Consider the following 23,478-nt stretch of genomic DNA (forward strand, 5'->3'; position numbering starts at 1 on the left):
CCGAATCGGATCGACTGTCAAGACCTGTGTGACGACTCGGTTACGGAAGGGCTGAAGATCGCCGCAGCCCCGGCGCGATCTAGCGAACCTCGCGATCCTTCACGTCTTCGGCGAGGTCGGTGTACTTGCAATGGATGCGTTCGGCTTGCGCCAAGAGGGCAGGGAGGTCGCCGCTGTTGTCGAGGATGTCGTCTGCTCGGGCAAGACGTTCGGCGCGACTGATCTGGCTGGCGACAATGCGGTCGATCTCGCTGAGCGTCAGAGCGCTGCGCCGACGCACCCGCTCGCGCTGTGCCCCCTCCGGGATATCGACGACGAGGACGCGATCGACGTGGGTGTGTTGGTTGGTCTCGAAGAGAAGCGGGATGACCAAGACGGCATAGGGCGCGTCGAGTGCCGCAAGTCGCTCGAGCATCCGGTCCTTGATCCTTGGATGCAGGATGCCCTCCAGCCGAGTGCGTGACTTCGGGTCGGAGAAGACCTGCGTACGCAAGGCGTCGCGGTCGAGCCGCCCGTCCGGCCCGATGAGGTCGGCGCCGAAGGTTGCGGCGATCTCGGCAAGGGCCGGTTGCCCGGGCTCGGTCAATTCACGCGCGATGACATCGGTGTCGATCACGCCCGCGCCGCGAGCGGCCAACGCCTCCGCAACAGTGGACTTGCCGCTGCCGATACCGCCGGTCAAGCCGATTACAAGCATCTCTTGGTCCGAATCCGTGCGCCGCGTCGCGGACGCGTTCAAAAGGAATCCCATCTAAACCGAATGTGCCGGACGCGGTTTAGAGCCCCACCATCTGTAAGTAGGTCTGGTTGATCTGCTCTCCCCAGATCAGGCTGATCCAGCCCGCTGCCGCGAGAAAGGGACCGAAGGGCATGGGCGCGCCCCGCGCATGGCGGCCGCCCAGGATCAATGCGACCCCGAGCACAGCCCCGGTCAAGGCGGACAACAGGATGATCTGCGGCAGGGACTGCCAGCCCAGCCAGGCGCCGAAGAGTGCCAGCAGCTTGAAGTCGCCGTAGCCCATGCCTTCCTTGCCGGTGGTCAGTCGAAAAAGATGGAAGACGGACCAGAGGCTGAGGTAGCCGGCGACAGCGCCCATGATCGCCGAGTGACTGTCGGTGAAGACCGTGAAGAGGCTCAGGACCAAGCCGAGCCAGAGCAGCGGCAGTGTGATGCTGTCGGGCAGAAGCTGGGTATCGAAGTCGATCACGGCGAGTGCGATCAGTGCCCAGGTCAGCAGGAGGGCGGGGCCGGTCTGCCAGCCGAGACCCAATTGCAGGACAACGATCAGTGTGAGCAGCGCCGTGAAGATCTCCACCAATGGATAGCGTAGACCGATTCCCGCGCCGCAGGCCGAGCATCGACCGCGCAGGAGGAGATAGCTCAAGACCGGGATGTTCTCGTGGGCCCGAATCCGATGGCCGCAGTGCGAGCAGGTCGACGGCGGATGGGCCAGCGAGAGACGTTTCTGATCCGGTCGGTCGTTGGGGCTCGGCGTGCCGGAGAGCTCGGCACAGTCGCGCGCCCATTCGTCTTCGAGCATTCGAGGAAGCCGCAGGATGACAACATTGAGAAAACTGCCGACGATCAGTCCGACGAGGATCGAGACCGCATAGAGCAGCAGCGGGGTTTGCTCGAAGACGTCAATCCAATCCATGCAGGGTCCCCTTGGCCGTCGAGTCGGTGTTTCGTTGAACGCAGGTTTCCGAGCCGTATCCGCGACGGCGCCCGGTGAGAGCGGCATGGGCAAGGCCCGATGCGAACTAAACCGCGCCCGGCGCGGTTTAAAGTATTCAAAAATATTAAATTTTAAACCGCGTCTCCCCGAGATCGAGGACATCTCCGAAGCCAAACGCAAAATGAAAATGTCGCATGTCGCTCTGGACGCGGTTTAAACCACCGAGGCCAGTTTGAAGATCGGCAGGTACATGGCGATGATCAGACTCCCGACCAGGCCGCCGATCACGACCATGATCAGTGGCTCGAGCAGGCTGCTGAGACCGTCGACCGCATTGTCGACCTGCTCCTCGTAGAAGTCGGCGACCTTCGCGAGCATGTCGTCGAGCGACCCCGACTCCTCTCCGATGGATGTCATCTGAATGACCATGTGCGGGAAAAGGTCTTGCTGGCGCATCGACAGTTGCAGCGATTGGCCGGTCGCGACCTCTTCGCGCATCTTCAAGACCGCGTTTTGGTAGACGATGTTGCCGGTTGCACCCGAGACCGAGTCCAGCGCCTCGACCAGCGGTACGCCGGCCGCAAACATGGTCGAAAGCGTCCTGGCGAAGCGCGCGAGCGCGGCCTTGTTGAGGATCGGCCCGATGATCGGGATCTTCAGCGCCGTTCGATCGATCGCCTCGCGGAATGCGCGCGAGCGTCTGAAGGTGTTGGCGATGACATAGCCGACCGCGCCGAGTCCGAGGAGGATTGCCCACCACCATTTCTGCAGTGCATCGGACAGGCCGATGACCATGAGGGTGAAAGCGGGCAGATCGGCACCGAAGCTCGCGAACAAGTCCTTGAACTGCGGGATGACGAAGATGAGCAGAACCGCGCTTACGATGATGGCCACCGCGATGACCGCCACCGGGTAGAACATGGCCTTCTTGATCTTGCCCTTGATCGACTCGGTCTTTTCCTTGTAGGTCGCGATCTTGTCGAGCAGGAGGTCCAGTACGCCGGCCTGTTCGCCGGCAGCGACCAGGTTGCAGACCAGGTCGTCGAAATACAGCGGATACTTGCCCATCGCCAGCGCCATGGCATTGCCGCTCTCGATGTCTTGCTTGATGCCTAGGATCAAGTCCTGCATCGCCGGGTTTTCGTGGCCGCGTCCGACGATATCGAACGCCTGCACCAAGGGAACGCCGGCGGACATCATGGTCGCGAGCTGACGGGTGAAGATGGCGAGGTCGCTGCTGGTGATCTTCTGCTTGTGGCTGAAGAGCGGTTGGGGCTTCTTCTTGACCTTGGTCGGGCTCACGCCTTGCCGTCGTAGATCGGCCCGCACCATCGTCATGCTGGCCGCACGGGTCTCGCCCGTCACCTTGGCCCCGCGCCGGTCGCGTCCTTCCCAGGTGAAGACGTAAGCCTTCTCGGCCTGCGGTTTGGGTTTCGGCTTTGCTTTAAGTGCGGTTGCCATGAGCGTTCTCGTCACTCCTTGGTGACTCGGTTGAGCTCCTCGAGGCTCGTCATCCCTTCTTTGACCTTGCGCAGACCGGACTCACGCAGGTCCGCGATGCCTTCTCGACGGGCCTGCTCGGCGAGCTGCATCGCGTTTCCGCCCTCGAGGATGAGCCGCCTGATCGACTCCGAGACCGGCATCACTTGGAAGATGCCGACACGCCCACGGTAGCCCTTGGTGCAGCGATCGCATCCCACGGGTCCGAAGACGACGATCCCTTCCTCGATGTCTTCTTCGCTGAAGCCCTCCTGGCGCAAGATCTCGCGCGGAAGGTCCTCGGGCGCCTTGCAGTGCGGACAGAGGCGACGCGCAAGACGTTGGGCCATGATGAGCAGGACGGAGGAGGCGATATTGAAGGGCGCAACGCCCATATTGGCGAGACGGGTCAGCGACTGCGGGGCGTCGTTGGTATGGAGTGTGGAGAGCACCAGATGTCCGGTCTGCGCGGCCTTGACCGCGATCTCGGCGGTCTCCAGGTCGCGAATCTCGCCGACCATGACGATGTCCGGGTCCTGACGCAGGAACGCCCGAAGCGCGGCGGCGAAGGTGAGACCCGTCTTGGGATTCATGCTGACCTGATTGATCCCCGGAACCTGAATCTCGACCGGATCTTCGACCGTCGAGATATTGATGTCCGGCTGATTCAGGAGATTGAGCGCGGTATAGAGCGACACCGTCTTCCCGGAGCCGGTCGGGCCGGTGACCAGGATCATGCCGTACGGCTTGTGGATGGCCTCCAGGAAGGCCGTACGCTGATCGAGCTCGAAGCCAAGTGCCTCGATGCCGACTTGAGCCGACGCGGAATCGAGGACCCGCAGCACGACCTTCTCGCCGTAAAGGGTCGGCAAGGTATTGACGCGAAAATCGATGTCGCGCGTGCGGCTGACCTTGAGCTTGATGCGTCCGTCCTGAGGGACACGACGCTCGGCGATATTCATCCGCGACATGACCTTCAGGCGTGCAACCAGACGCCCGGCGATATTCATGGGTGGACTCGCCACCTCGCGCAACATGCCGTCTTGTCTGAAGCGCACGCGAAAGAATTTCTCGTAGGGCTCGAAGTGGATGTCCGAGGCGCCCGATGAGATGGCATCCACCAGTACCTTGTTCACGTACCGGACGATCGGTGCGTCGTCGACGTTGATGTCGGCGTCTTCGCGCAGATCCTCGTCGTCGGGCGTGATCTCGAGCTTTTCCAGGTCCGCATCCATGAGCTCGGTCATGGTCGTGTCCTGGGCCTCGATCGCGGTCTCGATCGCCCCTTTGAGCTTGTCCTCTTCAACCAGCACCGCGTCGGTGGCCAGCCCGGTGTTGAAGCGGATCTCCTCGAGCGCTTGATCGTTGGTCGGATCCGACAGCGCCAGGAAGAGGCGGTTGCCGCGGCGGAAGATCGGCAGCGCCCGGTGTTTGCGCACCAATCGCTCGTCGACCAGGTTCACCGGAAGGTTCAGCAAATTCAGTGCATGCAGATCGAGCAGCGGCACCCCGAATTCGTGCGAGGCCGCCACGGCGATACTGCGGCTGTCGAGCAGCTTCTGCTCGACCAGGTAAGGGACGAAGGCTTGCCGGCGGCGGGCCGCATCCTCGTAGGCGGCGATGGCGTCACGCTCGGAGATGAGGTTATCGCGCACCAGGCGCAAGGCGAGTCCCGAGAGCTTGTTCTTGGCTGTTTGGTCCGTCGCCATGGCTTGTCTGTCGTCGCGCGTCAGCGGTTGACTGAAAAGGCGAGTCGGACATTGCTCGCGACCAGGCCGTTGTCCTTCTGCTCGCTCTCGTTGAGATAAAACTCAAGCACCGTCTCACGGTTCATCAACATGTCCTCGGTGACATCGTCGGCCAACTCGTTGACATGGCAAAAGACGCTGATGTAGGGAGAATCCGCTTCTCGTGGATCCGTTACCCACAGCGAGGGCGAGATGCGGTCCATGATCCTCAAGAAACCGTAACCCTTGTCCGCAAACCACTTTGTACAGACTCCGCGCACGCAGGATCCGGGCTTGCCCCACTCGTTGCGCGGCTCGTATGAGATCGGCAGCAGATCGGGGATCAGAAATCCGGAATAGTAGGCGTCGACCTGTTGCTGAAGTTGGCGCGAGACGTTCTTGAAGCCCATCAGCTCGACCCGGCAACCGGTGTTCTGCAAGGCTTCGACGACCTGAAGAAAATCGCCGTCGCCGGTCACCAGCAGGACTTGATCGAGTTTGTTGGCCTGAAGCATGGCATCGACCGCCATGTCGAGGTCGGCGTTGGCCTTGGTGGTGACGTTTCCGCTTTCGTCGGTATAGCGCCGGACCAGCTTCACGGTGATCTTCCAGCCGAAGTCCCGCACCATCTGCTGGTAGGTCTGTGCTTTTTTCTTGTATTCCATGTCCTCGCGAGCCCGCTCGGCATCGAAGGCCATGTAGGTGTTCAAACGTTGCAGGATGCCGCCTTCGCGAGCGGCGAAGCGTCGCAGCACGTCGTAGCGCATCTGAAAACCGCCGTTGTAGCGGACATTCTCGGCATCGACGAAGACGCCGACTCTGAAACTCGAACTCATCATGACCGCGCTTTCGCATTTTGCGCACGGCAGCGCGGCCATCGCTCCCGCAGGTGTCGCGAGCGATGGCCGCGGGTCGGCGAACCGTTTCGTTTGGCCGATCGCCCCTGCCTTGCGACGCAGGCGATCGGCCGCGTTCCGCTATTTGTTGACGCGGTTCTCAATCAGATCGTTCACCACCGTCGGGTCGGCCAGGGTCGAGGTGTCGCCGAGCGAGTCGATCTCGTTGGCTGCGATCTTGCGCAGAATCCGGCGCATGATCTTACCCGAGCGGGTCTTGGGCAGGCTGGGCGACCACTGAATGATATCCACGATGGCGATCGGACCGATCTCGCCGCGCACCATGGCGACCAGCTCCTTTTTGAGCTCGTCGGTCGGCTCGACACCGGACATCGGGGTGACATAGGCGTAGATGCCCTGACCCTTGAGGTCGTGCGGATAGCCGACCACCGCCGCCTCGGCGACATGCGGGTGCAGCACCAGGGCCGACTCGATCTCGGCGGTACCGAGACGGTGGCCCGAGACGTTGAGCACGTCGTCGATACGCCCAGTGATCCAGTAATAGCCATCGGCGTCGCGACGCGCGCCGTCGCCGGTGAAGTAATACCCCGGATATTGCTTGAAATAGGTGTCGATGAAGCGCGGATGATCACCGTAGACGGTGCGCATCTGCGCCGGCCAGGGCTGGCTGATGACGAGCGCGCCCTCGCCCGGGCCCTCGATCAAGGTCCCCTCGGCCGGGTCGACCAGCGCCGGGACCACGCCGAAGAAGGGCAGGGTGGCCGAACCGGGCTTCAGCGCCGTGGCGCCCGGCAGCGGTGTGATGAGATGCCCACCGGTCTCGGTCTGCCACCAGGTGTCGACGATCGGGCAGCGCTCGTCGCCGACGACGCGGTGATACCACTCCCAGGCCTCGGGGTTGATCGGCTCGCCGACCGAGCCGAGGATGCGCAGCGACTTGCGCGAGGCCTTCTTCACGGGCTCCTCGCCGGCGCGCATCAGCGAGCGGATGGCGGTTGGCGCGGTGTAGAAGATGTTGACCTGGTGCTTGTCGACCACGTCCCAGAAGCGCGACATGTCGGGGTAGTTCGGGATGCCCTCGAACATGATCGAGGTGGCGCCATTGGCGAGCGGGCCATAGACGATATAGGTGTGGCCGGTGACCCAACCCACGTCGGCGGTGCACCAGTAGACCTCGCCGTCCTGATAGTCGAAGACGAGCTTGTGGGTCATGGCGGCATAGACCAGATAGCCGCCGGTGGTGTGCAGCGCGCCCTTAGGCTTGCCGGTGGAGCCGGAGGTGTAGAGGACGAACAAGGGGTCCTCGGCATCCATGTCCACCGGCGCGCACTCGGCCGAGGCGGCGGCCAGTGCCTCGTCGTACCAGAGGTCGCGACCCTCGGTCCATTCCACCTTGCCGCCGGTGCGGCGCACCACGAGGACGGTGTCGACGTTCGGGCACTCGGTCAGGGCGGTGTCGGCATTCTTCTTCAGCGGGATGTGACGCCCACCGCGCACGCTTTCGTCGGAGGTGATGACGAGCCGGCATTCGGAGTCGAGCACGCGGTCACGCAGCGAGTCGGGCGAGAAGCCGCCGAAGACGATCGAGTGCACCGCGCCGATGCGGGTGCAGGCGAGCATGGCCACCGCCGCCTCGGGGATCATCGGCAGATAGATGCAGACGCGATCACCCTTCTCGACGCCGCGCGACTTGAGCACGTTGGCGAGCTTGCAGGCCTCGGTGTGCAGCTCGCGATAGGTGATCTTGCGGTCGAGGTTGGGGTCGTCGGACTCCCAGATGATGGCGACCTGATCGCCGCGGGTGGCCAGATGACGATCCAGACAGTTGTAGGAGACATTCAATTTGCCGCCCTGGAACCACTTGATATGCAGATCCTCGGCGTTGTAACTGTAGTCCATGACCGAGTCCCACTTTTTGGACCAGGTCAAGAACGTCTCGGCCTGTTCGGCCCAGAACCCCTGCGGGTCGTCGATGGACCGCCGGTACATGGCGGCGTACTGCTCGGCGTTGACATGGGCCTTGGCCGCGATGTCAGCAGGAACCTGGTAGACCTTTTCTTCCGACATGATTGTTGTCTCCTCGACTTGGTGAGTGAGCTGTGCCCGCGCAACGCGCGCATTCTTTCGGTGCCGGCGGACGCGAACGGCTAATAGTAAACCCTCCAATAGGGCGCAGCCAGCCGGGAACGACCGGGGTCTACTCGGGGGTGCCTGATCTCAGCACAGGAAATCCCGCAGCGGCAGTCCGTCGCTGTTGTCTCGATAGGCGGCCTGGGCGAGGAACAGCTCGGCCGAGGCCAGAGCATCGCTCAGCGCATTATGCGCGCTGTAACGGGGCAGGTTGTAACGATCGCCGAGCGCATGCAGGCGCAGATCGGACGCCTTGAACGGGGTCTGGCGTCGCTCGAAGGTACGGTATGCCAATGTTTGGGTATCCACGACAGGCATCAGAAGTCCCTGCTTCCATAGCCGCTTGCAGGCGTTGGTCAGGAAGCCGCGCTCGATGCGTGCATGATGGGCAATCATCACCTTGCCCGCCAGGACCTCGAGAAGCTCTTCGAGGACGTCGGCAAGCTCGCTGCCTTCGGCGGACTCGTCGTCCGTGATCTGGTGGATGATCGCCGTCGCCTCGGGGATGGAACGATCGATCCGCACCACCCGATGGCGCGCGCTCGACAGGTCGATGGATGTGCCTCTGACCCAGACATAGCCGACGCTCAGGATCAAATCGTTGGCGAGGTCCAGTCCGGTCGTTTCCAGATCGATGGCGAGATAGTCCACCTCCCGATAGTCCGTTCTCGGCGCCGGAAACGGATGTTCCAGGTAGGAGCGTAAGGGCCCCGGGGGGGTCCGGCGCAGTTGCCAGCGGCGGCGCCAATCGAGCAGTCGCGACATGATCAGTGCCTACGCAAAGCGCCCGGCTTGATAGCGCTGTCCGAGGGATTCCTGCATGGTGTTGATCAGCAGAAAGGCGTCCTTGAGATGTCCGCGCTCGAGCGGAGAGAGCTCGTCCGGCGACAAGAAGTTATCCGCCTTCTTCCCGTGAGCGAGCTGATTGGCCTGATGGCGCATCCGCAGGGTTCCGACCAGCTCGATGGCGTCGGTCAGGTTGGCGGCTCCGTCTTTGCTCAAGGTTCCGTGCTCCGCGGCGGAGCTCAGGCGCTCGATGGTATTGGTCTCGGGGAGTCCGCCCGAGAGCGCGTAGATCCGTGCCAAGTCGACGATCGGCACGATGCCCTTGTGCTTGATATCGAAGGTGTGGTCGTGGTCGCCGCCCTGGATCAGCACGATGTTGCGGAAAAACCCTATAGGTGGCCGGTATTTGAGCGCGTTTGCGACCATGTAGGCGACGAAGATTCGATTCGCCTTGGAGCGCTCGAGGATAAGCTCCTGCAGCTCGGGGAAGAGATTGTCCGGGTCATGCACCGCACGCAGGTCGAAAAAGACGTTTGCGAGCATCAGTGACATCGGCTCGGGCTTGAGGATCCAATTGGCGAAATATTTGTGCCAGATTCTAAGAGGTTGGCGCCATTTTGGATTCGAGGCCATGACATCGCCCGGGCAGTAAACGAAACCGCAAGCGTCGAGGCCGTCGTTCACGATCTTCGCGAGTGCCGCAAAGTAGGCGTCGTCGTCCGGTTTTGCGTGGTCCGCGATCAGGAGGGCGTTGTCTTGGTCGGAGTGCGAGGATTGCTCGCGGCGTGCCTGCGAGCCCCCGACGATCCAGGCGTAGGGGACGGGCGGACTGCCGAGGTCCGCCTCGGCCAGCGCGATCAGACGCTGCGTCATGGCGTCGGTGATGGCGCTGATGGCCTGACCGACGTGGTTTGCGGTCGCTCCCCCGTTGATGAGGTGGACCTGAAGCTCGGGGATCTTGGCACTGATCTGCACCAGCGTCTCGATCGATGTCGCGCGATGGATGTCGCCGACCAGATACACGGCGTTGGCGCTTTGAAAGCGGGTGAGATCGGTGGTCGAGATCAGTCCGGCCACACGCTGACCGTCCAGCACCGGCAGATGATGCACATTCAGCCGGGTCATGGTGATCAGGGCCTGGAAACCCAGCGTGTCGACCTGTGCGGTCTGCAGCTTCTCGGTCATGATCTCGCGGACCGGGCGGTCGGTCGACAGGCCGACGGCGACGCATCGGCTGCGCAGATCGCGGTCCGTGATCATGCCGGCGAGCCGATCGCCTTCCATGATCAGAAGCGAGGAGACGCGGTGCTCGGACATCACCTGAGCGGCCTCGCGAATGCTCGTCTCCGGGCTCGCGACGATCGGCGTGCGGTTGATCATGTTGCCGATCTGCACCGTCATCAGGCCGGTGCCGGCGGCCGGCGCGTCCACAATGATGTCCAGCGCCTTGCGCAGTCGACTGGAGATGGATTGGTCGAAATGCTCCGCGAATGCGGCGTGCCGATCGCGTAGATCCGCCAACTCGGCGCAGGGCAGGGCGTACACGAGGGTGTCTTCCGAGGTGTTGCCGAAAAATCGACCGCTCTCCAGTGTGGGCCGGCAGAGCATGTCGCACAAATCACCCTCGGCCAGCTTGCCGACCAGCTCGCCGTTGGCGTCGCGCAGCTCCACTGCACCGCGACGCAGGAGATAGACGCAGGACGGATCGGCGCTTTCCGGCGGGAAGGGTGTGCCACGGCGGAAATAGCGCACCGAAAGGCGCTGCGGAAGGCGTTCGAGCGTGTCTTGCGGCAGTTGAGCGAACGGCGGGTGACTGGCCAGGAAGTCTCGGATCTCGATCAGCTCGATGTTCATGGCGAGTTACTCTGGTTCTGACTCAGCGGCTTGGTCGTGCTCGGCAGGAGCGATGTCGATGAAAAAGCCCCGCCGAAGCGGGGCTGAAAACCTTTCGAGGATGCCCCGAGGTCTTGCTACGGGGCATTCGATCAGGTACAGGCGGTGATTGCGCTTCGAGTGCCTGCACCGCGGTCCTCGATCAGTGGCCGGTCGCAACTCCCGAGCCACGCGGAATGCGCACATCCTCGACAAGGTGCTGGATGTGCTCCGGAGGCGGTGCCGCGAACTTGAAGACCACTGCGGCGATGATGAAGTTGAACAGTGCGCCGACGGCACCGAATGCCTCCGGCGTGATCCCGAAGAACCAGTTCGCGCCCATGCCCAGTTCGGGCATCAGGAACTCGGTCCCCTTCACGAAGAAGATGCCCTTATGCTGGAACACATACAGCAGCGTGATGGTCACGCCGCCGATCATGCCGGCGACGGCACCCAGCGAGTTCATCCGTTTGGCGAAGATCCCCAGCATCAGCGCCGGGAAGATCGACGAGGCTGCGAGCCCGAAGGCGATGGCCACGGTTCCGGCCGCGAATCCCGGTGGATTGAGTCCCAGGTAACCCGCCAAGATGATTGCGCCGATCATCGACAGACGCCCGGCCATCAGCTCTTTCTTCTCGGAGATCTTCGGCATGAAGACACCCTTGAGCAGGTCATGAGAGATCGAGGAGGAGATGGCCAGCAGCAAACCCGCCGCTGTGGAGAGCGCCGCAGCGAGACCGCCGGCAACGACTAGGGCGATGACCCAGGCGGGTAGATTCGCGATCTCGGGGTTGGCCAGCACCATGATGTCGTTGTTGACCGTGACCATCTCGTTGCCCTTCCAGCCGAACCCTTCGGCCGTCGCGGCGAACTCCGCGTTCTGATCGTTGTAGTACTGGATGCGACCGTCGTCGTTCTTGTCTTCCCACTTGAGCAGACCGGTAGTCTCCCAACGCTTGAACCAGTCCGGGCGCTCGTCGTAGACGAGGTTTCCGGTTTCGCTGCCGATCGGACCGACCTGGATGGTGTCCATCAAATTCAGGCGAGCCATCGCGCCGACAGCTGGTGCGGTGGTGTAGAGGATCGCGATGAAGACCAGTGCCCAGCCGGCCGAGAAGCGTGCGTCACGCACCTTCGGGACCGTGAAGAAGCGGATGATGACGTGCGGAAGTCCGGCGGTACCGATCATGAGCGATAGGGTGTAGACGAACATGTTGAGCGAGCTGCCCATCACCTGCGTGGTGTACTCCTTGAACCCGAGGTCGGTCACGACTTGGTCGAGCTTGGCGAGCAGAGATATGCCGCTGGCGACTCCGTCGCGCGCGTATTCGCTGCCGAGGCCGAGTTGCGGGAGCGGGTTGCCGGTGAGGTTCAGGGAGATGAAGATTGCCGGGACCGTGTAGGCGAAGATGAGGACGACGTATTGCGCGATCTGGGTGTAGGTGATGCCCTTCATGCCGCCGGTGATGGCGTAGATGGCGACGATGCCCATGCCGACGAGGATACCCATCTCGTAGGTGACGCCCAGGAACCGGGAGAAGGCCACACCGATACCCGTCATCTGACCGATAACGTAGGTCACTGATGCCAGGATCAGGCAGACGACGGCAACGACGCGCGCGGTCTGCGAGTAATAGCGGTCACCGATGAATTCCGGCACCGTGAACTTGCCGAACTTGCGCAGGTACGGAGCCAGCAGCAATGCGAGCAGCACGTAGCCGCCTGTCCAGCCCATCAGAAAGACCGATCCGCCGTAACCGCCAAAGGCGATCATGCCGGCCATGGAAATGAAGGATGCGGCCGACATCCAGTCCGCGGCCGTCGCCATGCCGTTGGCGACCGGGTGGACGCCGCCGCCCGCGACGTAAAAATCACCGGTCGTCTTCGCGCGGGCCCAGATCGCGATCCCGATATAGAGCGCGAAAGTCACGCCGACAATGCTGTAAGTCCAAAGTTCAAGTGATGTCATAGAATTGCGCCCCTTATTCCTCGCCGAAGTCGTATTTTTTGTCGAGCTTATTCATCGCGATGGCGTAGAAGAAGATCAACGCCACGAAGATGTAAATGGATCCCTGTTGTGCAAACCAGAAACCGAGCGGATAGCCCCCGAGCATGATGGTGTTCAATGGCTCGACCAGTAGGATGCCGAACCCGAAGGACACCACGAACCAGATCGTCAGCAGGCTGGCGAGTAGACGCAGATTCTCGCTCCAGTACTGCGCGGCCTTGCTCGGTTGTGCATGTGCATTGTCGGGGTGCGTGCCGTGACTGCCGGCTTGATAGGGCGTGCCGCTTCCCGAATCCTCGCCGACGTCGAACTTATTGTCGAGCTTATTCATCGCGATGGCATAAAAGAAGATCAGTACGACGAAGACGTAGATGGATCCCTGCTGCGCGAACCAGAAACCGAGCGGATAGCCCCCGAGCATGATGGTGTTCAATGGCTCGACCAGCAGGATGCCGAAGCCAAAGGAGACAATGAACCAGATCGTCAGCAGAATCGCCAGGAGACGCAGATTCGCGCTCCAGTATTCCGCTCGTTTGCCAGGTGTCATAGGTTGTGTCACTCCGTAGTGTCGGATGAGTGTTTTGGGTCGGGGTGACGGGGCGATGACGGAACCCTTCATGCGGCTGGCCCGTCGGCCGTAACCTGTGCCCCCTCTGTCGATCTTATTGTTGTCGACTGCTCGCGGCGCGCGTGATGTCGAGCGATCAGTCGGTCGCGCAACCCGTACCCACGCTCTCATATCGAGTTGCGAAGCCGGTCTTGCCCCTTGGCGCGGTCCGGCAGATTTCCATTTTTTTCTCGTCCGAATCTCCGGGCGAGGCGCCGGCATTGTCTGGCCCGCTACGTCATGCTGTCAACGACGGTGGGGGCCTCCGGCGCAGCGAATGTATCGGTAAAGCACGACCTTCGGCAACATCTCGTTACGCATTTCAGGGTTCGGACGGAATCTCGGTTGCCAACGGCCGCGCTGTTTCTTACCCTGCAACGCGATAAGGTCACAACATTCAGCGGTGGGTTCGAGCGATATGCAGTATTCAAGCACGCGCGGCGGGATTGCCTCGGTCGGCTTTGCCGAGGCCGTCTTGATGGGATTGGCGACCGACGGCGGACTCTTGGTCCCGGCGGATGTGCCGCGCGTGGATGCCGCGACCCTGCGTGCCTGGTCCGGTCTAAGCTTCCAGGATCTGGCCCTCGAGGTCATGACGCCCTTCGTCGGGGGCGAGATCCCGCAGGAAGACCTGCGCGCGCTGATCGCACGCTCCTACGCTACCTTCACGCACCCCGAGGTGACGCCCGTCGTCGAGGTCGGCGACCTGCGGATTCTCGAGCTGTTCCACGGGCCGACCGCAGCCTTCAAGGACGTTGCGCTGCAGTTCCTCGGTAATCTCTTCGAGTATCTGCTGGCTCGCGACGGCGGGGAGCTCAATATCTGCGGCGCCACCTCCGGGGATACCGGCTCCGCAGCCATCTACGGCGTTCGCGGCAAGGCGCGGATCAGCATCTTTATGCTCCATCCGAAGGGTCGGGTCTCGCCGATTCAGGAACGTCAGATGACGAGCGTGCTGGATGACAATGTGCACAATATTGCAGTGAGGGGGAGCTTCGACGACGCCCAACGCATCGTCAAAGATCTCTTCAACGACCTGCCGTTCAAGTCCGAATTCAGCTTGGGCGCGGTCAACTCGATCAACTGGGTGCGGATCCTCGCCCAGATGGTCTATTACGTCTTCGCATGGGCGCGCGCCGGCGGCGGGGATCCCGAGCGACACCTGAGCTTCGCGGTGCCGACCGGGAACTTCGGAGATGTCTTCGCGGGCTACCTCGCCAAACGGATGGGCGTGCCGATCGATCGGCTCATCATCGCGACGAATCGCAACGATATCCTCACGCGGTTCGTCGACACGGGCGTCTACGCCGTCGGCGAGGCCTATCAGACCCTCAGCCCCGCCATGGATATCCAGATCGCCTCGAATTTCGAGCGCTATCTCTACTTTCTTCACGACGGAGACTCCGGGAAGGTGCGAGCGCTGCTCGAGACGCTGCAGGCGACCGGCCGGCTCGAGGTCGACGCGGCACATCATGCCCGCGCGCGGGCCGACTTCGATGCGGTCGCGGTGAGCGATGCGGAGACGCTCGAGCAGATTCGCCTGACCTACGCCGCCAGCGGCTACATTCTCTGCCCGCATACCGCCGTCGGGGTCAAGGCGGCGGGCTCCGGGGACGCCATCTGTCTCGCGACGGCCCATCCGGCCAAGTTCAGCGAGGCGATCCGCCTTGCCATCGGCTGCGATGCCCCGCTTCCACCCGCGCTGCAAGGGTTGATGGATCTGCCGACGCGTTGTCTCGAGCTCGATGCCGGTGCGGAGACGCTCAAGGCGCATATTCGGGATACACTGAAGGACACCCGATGAGCCCGACGACGCCTGCAGCATATGACGAAATCCCGGCCGCGAGTGCGCCCGGACGCTATGTCTACGTCATGGATACGACCCTGCGCGACGGCGAGCAGACCCAGGGCGTGTCCTTTTCGCCCGATGAAAAGGTCAATATCGCCAAGGTGTTGCTCGAGTTGGTTCGGGTCGACCGCATCGAGGTGGCCTCGGCCCGCGTGTCCTCCGGCGAGGCCCATGCCGTGGCTCAAATCATCGCCTGGGCCGAAGAGCGCGATCTGGCCAAGCGCGTGGAGGTGTTGGGATTCGTCGACGGCGGACGCAGCGTCGACTGGATCCGGAGTGCCGGCGGGCACGTCATCAACCTGCTCGCCAAGGGCAGCGAGAAGCACTGTCGCGGCCAGCTCGGCAAGAGCCTCGATCAGCACGCCGCCGACGTTCGGGATACGATCGTCATCGCGCGTGACCGCGGGCTGGCCGTCAATCTTTATCTGGAAGACTGGTCGAACGGCTATCGCGACAACCCGGCATACGTCTTCGGACTGGTCGAGCGCCTTGCCGATTGCGGGATCGGGCACTTCATGCTCCCGGATACGCTCGGGGTCATGACGCCCGAGCGGGTCTTCGACGCCTTCACCGACATGCTCGGGCATTTTCCGGGCATCAAGCTCGATTTCCATCCGCACAACGACTATGGGCTTGCGACCGCCAACGTGCTCGCCGCCGCCCGAGCGGGTGCAGCCGCCGTTCACTGCACCGTGAATTGTCTCGGCGAGCGCGCCGGCAATGCCTCCTTGGCCGAGGTCGCCGTCAACCTGCGCGATCAGCTCGGGTTGGAGATCGGGATCGACGAGAGCCATCTCGCGCGCATCAGCGAGCTGGTCGAATACTTCTCGGGCAAGCGGATCGCCGACAATGCGCCCATCATCGGCGCCGACGTCTTCACTCAGACCGCCGGTATCCATGCCGACGGGGATCGCAAAGGCAGTCTCTATCACACGCGACTCTCGCCCGAGCGTTTCGCACGACGGCGCAAATATGCGCTGGGCAAGCTCGCCGGCAAGGCATCGCTCGCGAAGAATCTGGAGCGTCTGGATATCACGCTCTCCGAGGAGAACCAGGCGAAGGTCCTCAAACGGATCGTCGAACTCGGCGACTCGAAAAAGACCATCACGATCGAAGATCTGCCGTTCATCATCGCCGAGGTCCTGGAGAGCAAGGATTACAACCATGCCGAGCTGCTGGCCTGCTCGGTCTCCTCGACTCTGGATCTGGAATCGACGGCAAGCATCAAGATCCGCATCGCCGACGAGGTCCACATGGCCGCCGGCAGCGGCAACGGCGGTTTCGACGCCTTCAACAATGCGCTGGCCAAGATCGCGAAGAAGCGCGGCCTCGCCCTGCCGACGCTGCTCGACTACGAGGTCCGCATCCCCAAGGGCGGGCGCACCGACGCACTCACCGAATGCAGCATCACCTGGGCGACCGATCAGGGCGAGCTGCGCACGCGCGGCGTGCATTCCAATCAGGTCTTCGCGGCGATCGGGGCGACGGTGCGGATGCTCAACATCGTCATGCATCGAGCACTTGCCGCGCAGCGCTCCGCCGAGGCGGCATCCTCGGCGGCGTAACGGCATGTTGCCATTGAAACGACGCACGCCGAGGAGCACCCTTGCGCCGACAGATGCGCGCGATCGCGCAAGGAGATCCGCTACATGAATCCCGAGAAGGTCGTCTTCGGCTTCTTCATCATCTTGGCCTTGACCCTGAACTTCGGCTTCTTCGTCGGCGAGATCGACAACCCGGAGCATCATCACGTCTGGGAGCTGTTCGGCGTCATCTTGGTCAACCTGGTCGCGACCGTACTGAAGTTCGGCGACCGCACCCATATGGGCGCCTTGCTGTTGGCGACCAGCCTGGTCGCCATGTTGCAGCTGATCGGCGCAGCCCTGGTCTGGACGATCGCCGTTCATGCGACCGAAGCGGGCATGACACCGGCAATCATGGCGAGCATCGTCTCCCTGAGCGGCGGAGCCATGATCGCCAACGTGGTGTCGGTAGTGCTTCTGGTGATCGAGACCTTCACCCTGCGTCGCTAAACCGCGTCCAGAGCGACATGCGTCATTTTCATTTTGCGTTTGGCTTTGGAGATGTCCTCGATCTCGGTGAGACGCGGTTTAAAATTTAATATTTTTAATATCTTAAACTGCGCCGGCTCAAGCGGTCGTCAAGTCTGCCGGGGCCGATCCCATCCAAAAATATTGCATGCCGCGCCGGGCGCGGTTTAATTATGGACAACGTCGTCTACCTCATCATGCGGCGGATGCGCACGCCGCTCTTGGTCCTGATCGGGACCTACGCGGTGGCGATGGCGGGTATGGTGCTGATTCCCTCGCAGGACGCGGCCGGCAACCCGGTTCCGACGAGCTTCTTCCATGCCTTCTATTTCGTCAGCTACATGTCGACCACCATCGGTTTCGGCGAGCTGCCGAACGCCTTTACGGATGCACAACGAATCTGGGTCTCCTTCAGCGTGTTCGCGACGGTCGCGGTCTGGCTCTACGCGATCGGCACCCTGATCACGTTGCTGCAGGACACCACCTTTCAGCGTGCCATCACGGAGGCGCGTTTTCGCCGCCGGGTCCGGCGACTGCGCGAACCCTTCTATCTCGTCTGCGGCTACGGCCAAACCGGTACCGCCTTGGTGCGCAGCCTGACCGATCGACATCAGCGCGTGGTGACGATCGACGTCGATCCGCAGCGTGTAAATCTGCTCAAGCTCGATAACCTGCGCGAATATGTCCCCGCCTTGTGCGCCGATGCCCGCGAGCCGTCCAGTCTCGAGGCCGCAGGCCTGAAACATCCGCTCTGCAAAGGCGTGGTCGCACTCACCAACGTCAACGAGGCCAATCTCAAGATCGCCATCGCTGCGAAGCTCCTGCATCCCGAGATCACGGTCATCTGTCGGGCCGATTCGCATGAGGTCGAGGCCAACATGGCCTCGTTCGGAACCGATCACATCTACGACCCTTTCGATACCTTCGCCCTGGATATGGCGATCGCCATTCAGGCACCCTGTTTGACCCTGTTGAGCAAGTGGCTGGCCGGCTACGAGGACCAGGCGCTCGATACACCGATCTTTCCGCCGGCCGAAGGGCGTTGGGTGATCTGCGGTTTCGGGCGTTTCGGCAAGGCCATGTATCGCCATCTGAGCGATCAGGGCCTGGAGCTCACCGTGATCGAGGCGGTTCCGCACAAGACCGGCATCCCCAAGCAAGGCGTCGTGTACGGGCGTGGTACCGAGGCGGTCACGCTGGAGCAGGCCGGGATCGTCGAGGCCGTCGGCTTGGTGGCCGGCACCGACGACGACGCGAACAACCTCTCGATCATCATGACCGCCTTGAAGCTGAATCCGACCCTGTTCGTCGTGGCCCGTCAGAATCACCGTCACAATAAGGTCTTGTTCGAGCGCGTCGGTGCGCAAGTGGTGATGATGCCGAGCAGCATCATCGCCGACCGTATCCGGGTGCGCTTGGGTACGCCGTTGCTGGCCGAGCTGACGATACTGGCGCGCTATCGCAAGGACGACTGGGCCTGCGAGTTGGTCAGCCGGGTGGTCGCACTGGTCGACGATCACCCTCCACATGTCTGGGAGATCACGATCGACGAGATCCATGCGCCGGCCTTGTGTGCCATGGATCGATGCGGCAACCCCGTGACCGTCGAACAACTCTCGCGCGATCCACGCGACCGCGATCGGGCGCTGCCGCTGATCGTCTTGTTGCGAATGGACGACGACGAGCGCGAGCTGCTGCCGGCCGCGGATGTGCGGTTGCGCAGCGGTGACCGTCTGCTGCTGTGCGGGCCCGCCGACGCGAGCCGCAGTCTGGCGTGGACGCTGCGGAACCTCAATGTGCTCGAATATGTCTTGACCGGGAACGTCGCTCCCGGCGGACTGATCTGGCGCTGGTTGGCACGGCGTCGTGCGCGTGCCGCGTCCGACACCTGAACCGCGTCCGTCGGCGCTTCGTCTCGGCGCGACCTTCGCTGTACCGAGCGCACCCGGGTTTTCGCAAAGCAGCGCGTGCAATGCGGCGAAAAATCCGCGGGTGCTCGGTATCGGGATGAGGATGATGGCATACTGGGGCAACGTCGACCGCTGTCACGAGGAAAAGGCCCATGTACCCGGTAATGACTCGACTCGCCGAGGACCACGTCCGTCTCGCAAGGCTGCTCGATCTGTTCGAAGACCTGCTGAACCGTTTTCACGAGGGTGCGGAGCCCGATTACGAGCTCATGTGCGAGATGCTCGAGTACATGGACAACTACTCCGATGTCGTCCATCACCCGACCGAGGATCTGATCTTCGAGCGTGTTCTGGAGAAAGGCACCGAGCGCCGCGACGTCTTCGATGTCCTCATGCGTCAGCATAAGGCCTTGGGTCAATTGAGCCGCCGTTTTCGCCAATCGCTCGACGGTATCCTCCATGAGGAGGTCTTGCTGCGCGAAGATGTCGAGGCCCACGGTCGCGAGCTGATCGGCACCTTGCGTGCTCATAAGCGGCTCGAAGACGATGAGGCCTTCCCGATCGCACTCGAACGTCTGTCCGAGGAGGATTGGGCACAGATCGAGGCGCAGGCGCCGAACCTCGAAGACCCCTTGTTCGGGACCCTGGATCCGCTGCGCTATCGAGCGCTCTACGCGCGCCTCTCGGCGGAGTCCAGGGACTGAGCTGCGCGGTGTGTGAGGGCGTCCGAGCGATCAGTTACGGCCTGCGACGTGTCGGACAAAGACCTCTTCAAACCGATTCGGGTCAAGCCCCGGCTCGGACGCGTTCGCGCCCGAGATCCGCTCGACCCGTGACCGGATCCACTCCAAAGCCGAGACGGAGTCATGACGTTCGTAAGTACCCCTGATTTTCGCCACGATACCCCTGAATGCCTCGGGATCCTCCTCGTCAACCTCGGCACCCCGGATGCCCCGACCGTGCCGGCCGTGCGCCGCTATCTGGCCGAGTTTCTGGCCGACCCGCGCGTTGTGGAGCTGCCGCGCGCGCTCTGGCTCCCGATCCTGCACGCCGTCATCCTGCGCGTGCGTCCCGCCCGTTCCGCCAAGGCGTACCGGGCGGTGTGGGCGGAGGACGGCTCGCCGCTCCTGAGCATCGCCCGGCGGCAGGCCGCTGCCCTCCAGACTCGCCTGACCGAGCGGTTTGTAGGCCCGGTCAAGGTCGCGCTGGGGATGCGCTACGGCAACCCGTCCATCCCTTCGGCCCTGGCCCAGCTGCGCCAAGCCAACGCGCGTCGGATCCTGGTCCTGCCGCTTTATCCGCAGTATTCCGGATCGACCACCGCCTCGGTGTTCGATGCCGTCACGCGCGAGCTGCAGCGTTGGCGCTGGCTGCCCGAGCTGCGCTTCATCAACCAGTACCACGACGAGCCGGCTTATATCGACGCGGTAGCCGAGAGCATCCGCCACCACTGGGCCGAGCAGGGCGAGCCCGAGCGTCTGCTGTTTTCCTTCCATGGGATTCCCAAGGATTATTTCGAGAAGGGCGACCCCTATTTCTGCCATTGTCAGAAGACCGCGCGACTGGTGACCGATCGTCTCGGTCTGCCGTCGGAGCGCTGGGCATTGACCTTCCAGTCGCGCGTCGGCTTCCAAGAGTGGCTCAAGCCCTATACGGACGAGACACTGAAGGCATGGGGTGCCGAAGGCGTGCGATCGGTCCAGGTTTTGTCGCCCGGATTCTCGGCCGATTGCCTTGAGACCATCGAGGAGATCGACGAGGAGAACCGCGGCTATTTCCTCGGCGCCGGAGGCAAGGAGTTCGGCTATATCCATTGCCTAAACGACCGTCCGGACCATATCGAGATGATGGCCGGTCTGATCGAACGGCACAGCTCGGGGTGGGCCGAGGTCAGCCGCGTTGCGGTCGACGCCACCGCACTGGCTGCACGGCGCGAGCGAGCGTTTGCGCTCGGTGCTGCGGCTTGATGCCGACCCATCGCCGGATTCGAGGAGTTGACTATGCACCAACGCGCCCGACCGACCGAAATCAACCTGCATCAGAAGTCACGCATCCTGGAAGTGGCCTTCGACGACGGGGCACGCTTCAGACTGCCGTGCGAGTACCTGCGGGTCTATTCGCCGTCCGCCGAGGTCCGCGGCCATTCGCCGAGCACCGCGAAGCTCCAGGTCAAGAAGGAAGAGGTCAACATCACCGACCTGCAGCAGGTCGGTAGCTATGCGGTGAAGATCTTCTTCGACGACGGCCACAAGTCCGGTCTCTATGACTGGGAATACCTCTACAAACTCGGGCGGGCCTGGCAGCCGTTTTGGTTCGACTATCTGGAGAAGATCGGCGCGGCCGGGTATACGCGCACGGCTCCGGATCCCTTCGAGACCATGAAGGCGCGCGGGGAGTCGCCGTCCGAACTGCCTGACCGGCCAGCGGCGAGCCCGACCGAGACCACCGAGGAGGCGACCCCGTGATCCGCCCGATCTTGCTCGCGGTCCTTGGGTCGCTCTGGCTCCCGCTCGCCCACTGCGCACCGGTCGAAGGTCCGGTCAAACCCACCGCGGACGTACCCGAGGCGAAGGGGTGGAGCACCGAGGTGGTGGTGCGAGGGCTGGAGCATCCCTGGTCCATCGTCTGGCTCCCGGACGGATCGGCGCTGATCACCGAGCGCCCGGGGCGTCTGCGAATCCTGCGCGACGGCGCCTTGACGCGCGAGCCTGTCGATGGTCTGCCTCCCGTGTTGTCCTACGGCCAAGGCGGTCTGTTGGATGTCGCCCTGCATCCGGATTTCGAGCGCAACCAGCTGGTCTATCTCACCTTCGCGACCGGGACCCGGGATGCCAACCTCACCGCGCTCGCACGCGGACGGCTCGACGGCAACCGGCTGCGGGATGTCGATGTGATTTTCACGAACGCCGACGTCAAGAGCGGTGGACAACACTTCGGCTCGCGCCTGCTTTGGCTGCCGGACAAGAGCCTGCTCATGAGTATCGGCGACGGCGGCAATCCGCCGATTTCCTTTGCAGGCAGCAACATCCGCGATCAGGCGCAACGCCTCGAAACGCACTTCGGCAAGGTCTTGCGGTTGACCGAGGACGGACGCCCTCATCCCGACAACCCCTTCATCGATCGAAAGGGTGCGCGACCTGAGATCTACAGCTACGGCCACCGCAATATCCAGGGTCTTGCCCTGGATCCCGCGAGCGGACACGTCTGGGCCAACGAGCACGGTTCCCGCGGCGGCGACGAGCTCAACCTGATCGAGCCCGGCAAGAACTATGGTTGGCCCGAGGTCACTTACAGCATGGAATACCGCGGGCCGCGCGTCTCCGACGAGACCAGTCGTCCCGGGGTGGTCGACCCGCTGATCAACTGGACACCCTCCAAGGCGCCGAGCGGACTGGTGCTCTACACCGGCGATCGCTATCCGGGCTGGCAAGGCAACCTCTTCAGCGGGGCCCTGGTCTTCGGAGAGGTGCGTCGCATCGTCCTGGACGGCACGAAGGTCGTCGACGAGGAAAAGCTCACCATCGGCAATCGCGTGAGAGACGTCCGGCAGGGGCCGGACGGTTATCTTTATGTGCTGATCGACTCGGGCGAGGGGTCTCTACTGCGCATTGAGCCTCGCTGAAGCGCGTCCCGGGTGCCTCTTCTATCTCGGCTGGATGTGCGAGCCTCTGCGCATCCAAACAACTCGTCGCCGGACGCGCTTCAGGATTTTAAAGTGCTTCTCCCGAAACGCTTTTTTATCCTAAACCGCGTCTGGCCAACGCACTGGACGGCGACAAGGCCGGGATTGCCCCCGGCCAGGCAGGTCACCTCGGACGCGGTTTAGGGGCGGTTTTTGCGCCCCGCCACCCGCAACCTCAGCGCATTCAACCGGATAAACCCGGTCGCATCCTTTTGATCGTAGGCCCCGGCATCCTCTTCGAAGGTCGCGATCGAGGCATCGAACAGGCTGTTGGTCTCTGACTTGCGCCCGACCACCATCACGTTGCCCTTGTAGAGCCGCAGGCGCACGACGCCGTTGACCACCTCTTGGGTGGCGTCGATCGCGGCCTGAAGCATCAGCCGCTCGGGCGCGAACCAATAGCCGTTGTAGACGAGGCTCGCGTAACGCGGCATCAGCTCGTCCTTGAGGTGCGCGGCCTCGCGGTCGAGCGTCAGGGACTCCATCGCGCGATGGGCCTTGAGCAGGATGGTACCGCCGGGGGTCTCGTAGCAGCCGCGCGACTTCATGCCGACATAACGGTTTTCNNACTTCATGCCGACATAGCGGTTCTCCACGATATCGCTGCGCCCGATGCCGTTGGCCCCGCCGATGCGGTTCAGCTCGGCGAGGATCTCGGCCGGGGACATCCGCTGCCCGTCGATCCCGACACAATCGCCGCGCTCGAACATCAGCTCGATGACGGTCGGCTGATCCGGTGCGTCCTGCGGCGCGACGCTCCAGCGCCACATGTCCGCACCCGGCTCGACCCAGGGATCCTCCAGGTCGTAGCCTTCGTATGAGATGTGCAGCAGATTGGCGTCCA

General features: G+C 62.8%; 18 protein-coding genes and 2 pseudogenes. 8 read left to right on the forward strand and 12 right to left on the reverse strand.

The features are described from left to right. Nucleotides 1-79: 79 nt before the first annotated feature. From coaE to B4N44_RS06315, 11 genes and pseudogenes are all read right to left on the reverse strand, one after another. Nucleotides 80-697, reverse strand: a complete 618-nt coding sequence (gene coaE / locus B4N44_RS06265; RefSeq protein WP_296698134.1) for a dephospho-CoA kinase — start codon at nt 695-697, stop codon at nt 80-82. 79 nt (nt 698-776) lie between these two features. Beyond that, nucleotides 777-1,655, reverse strand: a complete 879-nt coding sequence (locus B4N44_RS06270) for a prepilin peptidase (protein WP_296698137.1) — start codon at nt 1,653-1,655, stop codon at nt 777-779. 234 nt (nt 1,656-1,889) lie between these two features. Next, complete coding sequence (locus B4N44_RS06275) at nt 1,890-3,137, reverse strand: type II secretion system F family protein (RefSeq protein ID WP_296698138.1); 1,248 nt, start codon at nt 3,135-3,137, stop codon at nt 1,890-1,892. 11 nt (nt 3,138-3,148) lie between these two features. Next, nucleotides 3,149-4,864, reverse strand: coding sequence for a type IV-A pilus assembly ATPase PilB (gene pilB, locus B4N44_RS06280; RefSeq protein ID WP_296698140.1), 1,716 nt, complete (start codon nt 4,862-4,864; stop codon nt 3,149-3,151). A gap of 20 nt (nt 4,865-4,884) precedes the next feature. Continuing rightward, a complete protein-coding gene (locus tag B4N44_RS06285; RefSeq protein ID WP_296698221.1) occupies nt 4,885-5,718 on the reverse strand; it encodes an NYN domain-containing protein in 834 nt (277 codons plus the stop codon). A gap of 141 nt (nt 5,719-5,859) precedes the next feature. Continuing rightward, a complete protein-coding gene (gene acs / locus B4N44_RS06290) occupies nt 5,860-7,806 on the reverse strand; it encodes an acetate--CoA ligase (protein WP_296698141.1) in 1,947 nt (648 codons plus the stop codon). A 150-nt stretch (nt 7,807-7,956) separates the two neighbouring features. Continuing rightward, complete coding sequence (locus tag B4N44_RS06295; protein WP_296698143.1) at nt 7,957-8,634, reverse strand: exonuclease domain-containing protein; 678 nt, start codon at nt 8,632-8,634, stop codon at nt 7,957-7,959. 9 nt (nt 8,635-8,643) lie between these two features. Further along, entirely contained in the window at nt 8,644-10,509 is a 1,866-nt protein-coding gene (locus tag B4N44_RS06300) for a putative nucleotidyltransferase substrate binding domain-containing protein (RefSeq protein ID WP_296698144.1), read from the reverse strand. A gap of 181 nt (nt 10,510-10,690) precedes the next feature. Continuing rightward, nucleotides 10,691-12,496 carry a sodium:solute symporter family protein gene (locus B4N44_RS06305; RefSeq protein WP_296698146.1) on the reverse strand — a complete coding sequence of 602 codons (1,806 nt, stop codon included), beginning with the start codon at nt 12,494-12,496 and terminating at the stop codon, nt 10,691-10,693. Between the two features lie 13 nt (nt 12,497-12,509). After that, a pseudogene (locus B4N44_RS06310) lies at nt 12,510-12,743 on the reverse strand (DUF4212 domain-containing protein); the annotation flags it as partial. An 84-nt stretch (nt 12,744-12,827) separates the two neighbouring features. Then, nucleotides 12,828-13,082: pseudogene (locus B4N44_RS06315) on the reverse strand (DUF4212 domain-containing protein); the annotation flags it as partial. Between the two features lie 478 nt (nt 13,083-13,560). Here B4N44_RS06315 and thrC point away from each other — a divergent pair. The 8 genes from thrC to B4N44_RS06355 all read left to right on the forward strand — a co-directional run bounded on the left by thrC (nt 13,561) and on the right by B4N44_RS06355 (nt 22,574). After that, nucleotides 13,561-14,946 carry a threonine synthase gene (thrC, locus tag B4N44_RS06320; RefSeq protein ID WP_296698147.1) on the forward strand — a complete coding sequence of 462 codons (1,386 nt, stop codon included), beginning with the start codon at nt 13,561-13,563 and terminating at the stop codon, nt 14,944-14,946. Continuing rightward, entirely contained in the window at nt 14,943-16,556 is a 1,614-nt protein-coding gene (locus B4N44_RS06325; RefSeq protein ID WP_296698149.1) for an alpha-isopropylmalate synthase regulatory domain-containing protein, read from the forward strand. Before thrC ends, B4N44_RS06325 begins: the two co-directional genes overlap by 4 nt. 84 nt (nt 16,557-16,640) lie before the next feature. Continuing rightward, the gene (locus B4N44_RS06330) at nt 16,641-17,024 is read left to right on the forward strand and encodes a DUF6394 family protein (protein WP_296698150.1); all 384 of its coding nucleotides are present in this window, start codon (nt 16,641-16,643) and stop codon (nt 17,022-17,024) included. A 191-nt stretch (nt 17,025-17,215) separates the two neighbouring features. Beyond that, a complete protein-coding gene (locus tag B4N44_RS06335; protein WP_296698153.1) occupies nt 17,216-18,934 on the forward strand; it encodes a potassium channel family protein in 1,719 nt (572 codons plus the stop codon). Between the two features lie 170 nt (nt 18,935-19,104). Then, nucleotides 19,105-19,656: a hemerythrin domain-containing protein gene (locus B4N44_RS06340; protein WP_296698156.1), complete on the forward strand. Its 552-nt coding sequence runs from the start codon at nt 19,105-19,107 to the stop codon at nt 19,654-19,656. A 162-nt stretch (nt 19,657-19,818) separates the two neighbouring features. Further along, nucleotides 19,819-20,919: a ferrochelatase gene (hemH, locus tag B4N44_RS06345; RefSeq protein ID WP_296698158.1), complete on the forward strand. Its 1,101-nt coding sequence runs from the start codon at nt 19,819-19,821 to the stop codon at nt 20,917-20,919. 33 nt (nt 20,920-20,952) lie between these two features. Continuing rightward, nucleotides 20,953-21,417, forward strand: a complete 465-nt coding sequence (locus B4N44_RS06350; protein WP_296698161.1) for a DUF971 domain-containing protein — start codon at nt 20,953-20,955, stop codon at nt 21,415-21,417. Then, a complete protein-coding gene (locus tag B4N44_RS06355; RefSeq protein ID WP_296698164.1) occupies nt 21,414-22,574 on the forward strand; it encodes a PQQ-dependent sugar dehydrogenase in 1,161 nt (386 codons plus the stop codon). Before B4N44_RS06350 ends, B4N44_RS06355 begins: the two co-directional genes overlap by 4 nt. 200 nt (nt 22,575-22,774) lie before the next feature. Here B4N44_RS06355 and B4N44_RS06360 read toward each other — a convergent pair whose 3' ends face one another. Continuing rightward, nucleotides 22,775-23,467, reverse strand: a complete 693-nt coding sequence (locus B4N44_RS06360; protein WP_422664310.1) for a hypothetical protein — start codon at nt 23,465-23,467, stop codon at nt 22,775-22,777. Nucleotides 23,468-23,478 lie beyond the last annotated feature (11 nt).

This window comes from Thiocapsa sp. UBA6158 (genome assembly GCF_002423035.1).
Classification (GTDB): Bacteria; Pseudomonadota; Gammaproteobacteria; order Chromatiales; family Chromatiaceae; genus Thiocapsa.

Excerpts from the sequence above, each read along its gene's own strand:
- coaE (WP_296698134.1), bottom strand. The coding sequence starts at position 697 with ATGCTTGTAATCGGCTTGACCGGCGGTATCGGCAGCGGCAAGTCCACT.
- B4N44_RS06270 (WP_296698137.1), bottom strand. The coding sequence starts at position 1,655 with ATGGATTGGATTGACGTCTTCGAGCAAACCCCGCTGCTGCTCTATGCG.
- B4N44_RS06275 (WP_296698138.1), bottom strand. The coding sequence starts at position 3,137 with ATGGCAACCGCACTTAAAGCAAAGCCGAAACCCAAACCGCAGGCCGAG.
- pilB (WP_296698140.1), bottom strand. The coding sequence starts at position 4,864 with ATGGCGACGGACCAAACAGCCAAGAACAAGCTCTCGGGACTCGCCTTG.
- B4N44_RS06285 (WP_296698221.1), bottom strand. The coding sequence starts at position 5,718 with ATGAGTTCGAGTTTCAGAGTCGGCGTCTTCGTCGATGCCGAGAATGTC.
- acs (WP_296698141.1), bottom strand. The coding sequence starts at position 7,806 with ATGTCGGAAGAAAAGGTCTACCAGGTTCCTGCTGACATCGCGGCCAAG.
- B4N44_RS06295 (WP_296698143.1), bottom strand. The coding sequence starts at position 8,634 with ATGTCGCGACTGCTCGATTGGCGCCGCCGCTGGCAACTGCGCCGGACC.
- B4N44_RS06300 (WP_296698144.1), bottom strand. The coding sequence starts at position 10,509 with ATGAACATCGAGCTGATCGAGATCCGAGACTTCCTGGCCAGTCACCCG.
- B4N44_RS06305 (WP_296698146.1), bottom strand. The coding sequence starts at position 12,496 with ATGACATCACTTGAACTTTGGACTTACAGCATTGTCGGCGTGACTTTC.
- thrC (WP_296698147.1), top strand. The coding sequence starts at position 13,561 with ATGCAGTATTCAAGCACGCGCGGCGGGATTGCCTCGGTCGGCTTTGCC.
- B4N44_RS06325 (WP_296698149.1), top strand. The coding sequence starts at position 14,943 with ATGAGCCCGACGACGCCTGCAGCATATGACGAAATCCCGGCCGCGAGT.
- B4N44_RS06330 (WP_296698150.1), top strand. The coding sequence starts at position 16,641 with ATGAATCCCGAGAAGGTCGTCTTCGGCTTCTTCATCATCTTGGCCTTG.
- B4N44_RS06335 (WP_296698153.1), top strand. The coding sequence starts at position 17,216 with ATGGACAACGTCGTCTACCTCATCATGCGGCGGATGCGCACGCCGCTC.
- B4N44_RS06340 (WP_296698156.1), top strand. The coding sequence starts at position 19,105 with ATGTACCCGGTAATGACTCGACTCGCCGAGGACCACGTCCGTCTCGCA.
- hemH (WP_296698158.1), top strand. The coding sequence starts at position 19,819 with ATGACGTTCGTAAGTACCCCTGATTTTCGCCACGATACCCCTGAATGC.
- B4N44_RS06350 (WP_296698161.1), top strand. The coding sequence starts at position 20,953 with ATGCACCAACGCGCCCGACCGACCGAAATCAACCTGCATCAGAAGTCA.